The sequence below is a fragment of the Anabaena sp. UHCC 0253 genome, from assembly GCF_009712085.1.
Lineage (GTDB): Bacteria > Cyanobacteriota > Cyanobacteriia > Cyanobacteriales > Nostocaceae > Dolichospermum.
Map to the genome: position 1 here is coordinate 9,972 of NZ_VILD01000011.1, position 5,985 is coordinate 15,956.

The 5,985-nt window shown below is 37.5% G+C and carries 5 protein-coding genes and 1 pseudogene; 2 read left to right on the plus strand and 4 right to left on the minus strand.

Annotation, left to right across the window (positions count from 1 at the left end):
- The first annotated feature begins 14 nt into the window (after positions 1 to 14).
- Positions 15 to 1,332 (plus strand): annotated as a pseudogene (locus FJR38_RS23905) (ABC transporter substrate-binding protein).
- A gap of 89 nt (positions 1,333 to 1,421) precedes the next feature.
- On the opposite strand, the gene FJR38_RS23910 reads toward FJR38_RS23905, so the two are convergent.
- The 4 genes from FJR38_RS23910 to FJR38_RS23925 all read right to left on the minus strand — a co-directional run bounded on the left by FJR38_RS23910 (position 1,422) and on the right by FJR38_RS23925 (position 4,774).
- Positions 1,422 to 2,048: a Uma2 family endonuclease gene (locus FJR38_RS23910; protein ID WP_168496991.1), complete on the minus strand. Its 627-nt coding sequence runs from the start codon at positions 2,046 to 2,048 to the stop codon at positions 1,422 to 1,424.
- 333 nt (positions 2,049 to 2,381) lie between these two features.
- The gene (locus FJR38_RS23915; RefSeq protein WP_168539833.1) at positions 2,382 to 2,981 is read right to left on the minus strand and encodes a hypothetical protein; all 600 of its coding nucleotides are present in this window, start codon (positions 2,979 to 2,981) and stop codon (positions 2,382 to 2,384) included.
- Positions 2,982 to 3,024: 43 nt separating this feature from the next.
- Entirely contained in the window at positions 3,025 to 4,050 is a 1,026-nt protein-coding gene (locus tag FJR38_RS23920) for a glucokinase (protein ID WP_168539834.1), read from the minus strand.
- A gap of 76 nt (positions 4,051 to 4,126) precedes the next feature.
- A complete protein-coding gene (locus FJR38_RS23925; RefSeq protein ID WP_168496985.1) occupies positions 4,127 to 4,774 on the minus strand; it encodes a histidine phosphatase family protein in 648 nt (215 codons plus the stop codon).
- A 376-nt stretch (positions 4,775 to 5,150) separates the two neighbouring features.
- Between FJR38_RS23925 and FJR38_RS23930 the strand changes: the two genes are divergently transcribed.
- The gene (locus FJR38_RS23930; protein WP_168496983.1) at positions 5,151 to 5,639 is read left to right on the plus strand and encodes an NADAR family protein; all 489 of its coding nucleotides are present in this window, start codon (positions 5,151 to 5,153) and stop codon (positions 5,637 to 5,639) included.
- Positions 5,640 to 5,985: the final 346 nt, after the last annotated feature.

Consider the following 5,985-nt stretch of genomic DNA (forward strand, 5'->3'; position numbering starts at 1 on the left):
CTGCAAAATCAAAAATGTTTTTAATTCCTCGTAATTACTGGAGACTAGCTAAAAAATACCTGAAACCCTTACTGCTAGTCCTATTTTTGGGTATAGTATCTTTACATGGATGTCAGGCTATTCGGTCTCATCAGGTTATTCATATTACCTTATGGCATGGGGGTAAATCCACCACAAAATCGGGATGTTTTGCAAAAGCTGGTAGACAAATTTAACCAAAATCACCCCAATATTCAAGTTGAATCTCTTTATGTTGGGCAACAAGATCAGCAAATGCCTAAAATTTTAACGGCTGTAGTTGGAGATGCCCCGCCTGATTTATTATGGTTTAATCCCACAATTGCCGGTCAATTAGTGGAATTGGGGGCGCTTTTACCTTTGGATGAAAAGTTAGCGAAAACGACTGTTAAGGATGAAATTGATCCGGCTTTACTGACATCCATGAAATATAAAAATCAGATTTGGTCTGTACCATTTGCTACAAATAATGTTGGTGTTTATTACCGTCCTAGTTTATTTAAAGAAGCAGGAATCACGGAGTTACCACAGACTTGGGAAGAATTACGACAAGCCGCTAAACAATTAACTCGTGACACTAATAATGACGGCAGAATTAATCAATATGGAATCATGTTACCTGCGGGGAAGGGAGAATTTACAGTATTTACTTGGTTACCGTTTATGTGGAGTGCTAGTGGTAAATTGGTAGGTGATAATTCTCAGAGTGCAGCCGATGTAGTTTTAGAAAATAATCAAGGGGCGATCGCTGCTTTGGAATTATGGCAAAATTTAATTAAAGATGGTTCTGCTGTTTTATCGGGAATAGAACGGGGTTATGAAATAGAAAATATCGTCAATGGTAGAGTAGCAATGCAAGTAACAGGACCTTGGAGTTTAGGAGAATTTAAACAGAGTGGTGTTGATTTTGCGGTTTTTCCCATACCTATGAATAAAAAACCTGCAACTGTCATTGGTGGTGAAAATCTGTTTCTATTCAAAACTACACCGAAACGAGAACAAGCTGCTTTCAAATTTATTGAATATACGTTAAGTGCCGATTTTCAGACAGAATTAGCTTTAGGAACTGGCTATTTACCTATAAACATTAAATCTCGGCAAAGTCCAATTTATCAAGAGTTTCTCAAAAAACAACCACAAATTCAAGTATTTTTAGATCAAGCTAAAAATGGATTTTCTCGGCCAATTTTTCCCGGTTATACTCGCATTTCTGACAGTTTAGGAAGGGCAATTGAATCTGTAATTTTGGGTAAAAGTTCTCCAGCAGAAGCCTTGAAAGTAGCCCAGCAACGTTTAGATTTAATTTTTAAGTAATTAGTCGAGGAGTCAGGAAGAAGGAATCAGGAGTCAAGAGTTATGTGTCAATTGTTAACTATCAATACTACGCTATCAGCAAACGCTAATTATTGCTGAAATTGGCTTAACAACCAACTACAAACTTGGCTATGATCCATTTGTCGAGTTTTTCTTAATGCTTCATTCAGTAGGGAAATTTGTAATCCTGGTAATACTTGAGATTCAGTAATTCTTCTACTACCGCCATTTTCAATAACAAAGGGGATAACCTGGACATTCTGAACATCAAGTACCCAATATTCAGCTACACCTAAATCTTCATACATGAGGCGTTTTTCCCCTTTATCATCTGCGAGGGAACTATTAGCAACTTCAATTACTAAATCTGGTACTGGATAAACATCTAAATTAACAATAGAAGTTCCATAGGGAATAACATTTGCTTTTTCACCAATGTAATAAGAAACATCGGGTTGGACTTCTTGAAATCCAATTTTTCTATATGTACAATTATCTTTGCTATTAAAATTAATTCCCTGAATTGTTGCAAATAAGCTAACAGCAAATATAATAATACTATGGTCGCTGGCGTGATCATTCCCAATTGGTGACATTTCTACCCTCATTTTTCCATTGTGATAATAGCCTTTGGATTTTATATATTTAGGATTTTCAATTAATTGAATATATTCATCCCAAGTTGCTGTTACCCAAGTTTCAGTTAGTAATTGCATTTTGGTAATTGGTGATTTGTCAGTTGTCAGTTGTCAGTTGTTAAGAAGTTTTCCCTACTCCTCTGCTCCCCTACTCCCCTGCTCCTCTGCTTCCTTGCTCCCCTACTCCCCTGCTCCTCTGCTTCCTTGCTCCCCTACTCCCCTGCTCCTCTGCTTCCTTGCTCCCCTACTCCCCTGCTCCTCTGCTTCCTTGCTCCCCTACTCCCCTGCTCCTCTGCTTCCTTGCTCCCCTGCTCCCCTGCTCCTCTGCTTCCTTGCTCCCCTGCTCCCCTACTCCCCTACTCCCCCTGCTCCCCTGCTCCCCTGCTCCCTTGCTCCCCTGCTTCCTTGCCATTAAGGCTTAACAACTAAGTGAAAAGAATTTAAATAGCCTGTAGTAGTTTTATTTAAAGTTTCATGCTGTTTTTCAGAAGTAATTGCCATAACCTTATATAATCTATTATGAGCAACAAACATCCTCGTTTTTGTAACTTTTCCGATTGCATTTACATATTCAATTTCTCTACCAGGATGAAAGTTAGAACTACGAATATTTCGCTGATTGATTAATCTACTTTGGGTAGTTGCTAATTCCATATACTGGGCTTCCTCCATGAGTTTTTGAGGGCTATTCATCTGCACATAGCTATCAGGAAACTCATTGTATGTAACTATATATGCAGCTTCTTGTTCCGGTGGTTGGATTAAAAATATTTCTAATTTTATTTCCCCCATGTAGGTTTTTTGAACTTGGTTTTTTCGTGTGGGCATTCCTGGCATTAATACTGTAAAATGTCCATCTGGGGAAGTAAATGTCCTCCATTTAGGCTGTACTACTTGAGGAACAATAGATTTTTGGGAAATTGTTGGTTTGGATGAATGCACACTAGCGACAGCATAACCGCTAGATAAAAAAGTGGCAGTAATCAAAGATAGTAAAATTTTGCTATTCATAAGTTATAAAATTTGTAGATGCAGATTTCACTGTTGTTGCTAGTTATAACCTAGAGGCACACAAAGCTGCACCAATTAACCCGACTTGTTGGTTAAGAATTATGTGAATGGGTATTTCTTCGAGTAGAGAACGCATTCTCCCTTTTTGGGTAAAACTCAAGAGAAAACTACCATTTTGCATTAAAGGTAGGATTTTGGGAGCGATACCACCAGCAATGTATAATCCTCCATAGGGTAGGAGTTTCAGGGCTAGATTGCCTGCTTCTGCACCATAAGCTTCAATAAATAATTGCATAGTTTGTTCAGAAAGGCGATCGCTTTTTTCCAAAGCTGCACTACCAATAAATGCACCAGGGTCAACTGTTTTTTCAGTTGTCTGTGCTTCTTGTTCCCATGTTCTTACAGCTTGGGCAATTTCTGGAGATTCAGTGGCTATTTTTTTATCGCGTAAAAATTGGTAAATAGAAGTAATTCCCAACCCGGAAACAACTCTTTCTACAGAAACTCGTTGAATATCATGTTTATCTAATAGATATTTCAACAATTGAAATTCTAACTCATTTCGGGGGGCAAAATCTGCGTGTCCACCTTCTGAAGGAAAGACTTGATATTGACTTTCCTGTTTAATCAAAAATCCCTGTCCTAAACCTGTTCCTGCACCGATTATAGCCATTGGTGATGCAGGTTGGTGTTTACCAATTTGCAAAGTTAGCAAATCCTGCTTTGTTAACCCAAAAATACCATAACCAACAGCCGCAAAGTCATTAATCAGAGAAATTGCCGGAATACCCAGTTGTTGAGATAAACGATCTGTATCGAGAAACCATGCTAAATTGGTCAACTTAGCGGTATTTTTGACCACAGGACCGGCGATCGCAAAACAAGCTTTTTCTGGTGTGCTGGAGTTAGCTGTAATCAAAAACTTTTGGACTATGGGGACTAAATCGGGAAAATCTCCACTACGAAAACTCTCCTCATACAGAGTTTTTAAACCTAGTGTTTCTGAGAATTCCACCAAACGTAAAATAGTTTTTGTTCCACCTATGTCTCCGGCTAGTAGCAATGTCATAAAATTTATTAGCTAGTAAGTTATTTTTGCTTAGTTACTGTCAGTTGCGATTTATAGAAAACCACAATTCAAAAATCTACACAAAGCGGACAATTTCCTCAATCTTCGTCAAATGAGAAGTATCTCCTTTTAGTTCTAGCAACCATTCTGAATCTTGACGCACAACTTTTACTAAAGAACATAAAGAAGCTTTAACTTCACTTTTGGCTATGTCTCCCACTAATCCCATTGCTGCCCCCAATACAGAAGCGCCATGAGCCACCAATAGGATATCATGGGGGAAAAATTCAGTAGATAGACACCTAGCAGTTTGGGCTGAACGTTCCCGCACCTTTTCATGCGTTTCCGGGTATTTTGCAGCTATGCGCGATGTATAACTAGTATCAATTCTAGGAAATAATTTTACTAAAGCTGAAGTTGAGAGTTTTTCCGGTTCTTCAGTCATCCATGCTGGATTAAGCCATTCACTCAAACCTATTTCTAGTTTAATCGCTAAATCCAAAACTTCAGCGATCGCATTAGCAGTTTGGATGGTTCGCAAAAAGGGAGAAGCGAAAATATGGGCAATTTTTTTCCCTTTGAGTCGTTTTGCTAATTGCTGCGCCTGGATCATACCGTCATCAGATAACGGTGGATCATACCGTCTTTCGGCAGTCAGAAACCAATCGGGATATACGAAATCGAGGCGGTTAGCGTGTCTTGCTATCCAAACAATTTGACTCATGGATGAAATGATCTTAACGTGTATTAATTTTGGATCTGCGATTATGATACAATATATTACAGATATTTGAAATACAAAATCTAGGTATACTCTATGACAGAGTTGAAAGTCTATTTGTGTCTAATTAAAATTAGATAATTTCCAGACCTTTAACTAAATCTTTACCTGCTTGGGCTATATCTTGTTGTAATGCACCACAAGCAACACACAAATAGCAACCATCTTTTACCAAAGGTTGTTCCTGGAATTACATTTATTTTATATTCTGTGAATCAGTTTTTTCACTAATTCCCAATCATCTCTAGACATAAAACAGAAGGTTAAAATACGATTATTTATTTGTATCATTATTGATATATAAAAGAGAAATTTTCCAATGACTATTTACTTTTACAAAGTTTGGCAGCCCTATGGTTGTTTTTCTAACTTTTCTCCCCACGGTATTGAGATCGCTGGGACTTACTGGCCAACTGTTGAACATTATTATCAAGGGCAAAAGTTTGTCGGTAGTCCAGATGCCTCAATTATACCTTTAATCCATGGGGCTGCTACTCCGGAAATTGCCGCTGCTTTAGGGCGTTGTCACACTCGCCGTCTCCGTCTAGATTGGGAATTAGTCAAAACTCAAGTTATGCGGGTAGCTGTACTAAAAAAGTTTATCACTCATCCAGAAATTAAAGAAGTATTATTAATGACAGGTGATGAAATCTTGATGGAAGATTCACCTACAGACTATTTCTGGGGAGGTGGTGCAGATCATACAGGGGAAAATCACTTAGGTAAAATCCTCATGAGTGTGCGAACAGAGATCCGGACTTTATCAAACAAAAATTCCGTAGTCCAGAATTATAGAAATTCAGAATGAACTATAAAAAATGCAGTTGATAGGGGATAGATTACGTTTAGATATATCTCTATTCTAAGATTTTAACGTCAGGTAAGTTATACTTTTTTTATGGCAGGCTGACTGGGTGAATTCTGCTGTAGAGTTTAAATTTTGAATTAGTTTGTTCTCACTTCTGTCCCAGAATGATACAAAAATTAATCAAAAGAGCCGTATATGAAAATTTACTTTAGTATTATTACTGAGATTGGATAAAAGATGTAATCATATAATAAATATATTCACCCTAGTATAAAATTAAGTGCAGTTTTTATTGAAAATTAAAGATTGTAAATTTACAATTCTATAAGCTATAAACTTTTATTAG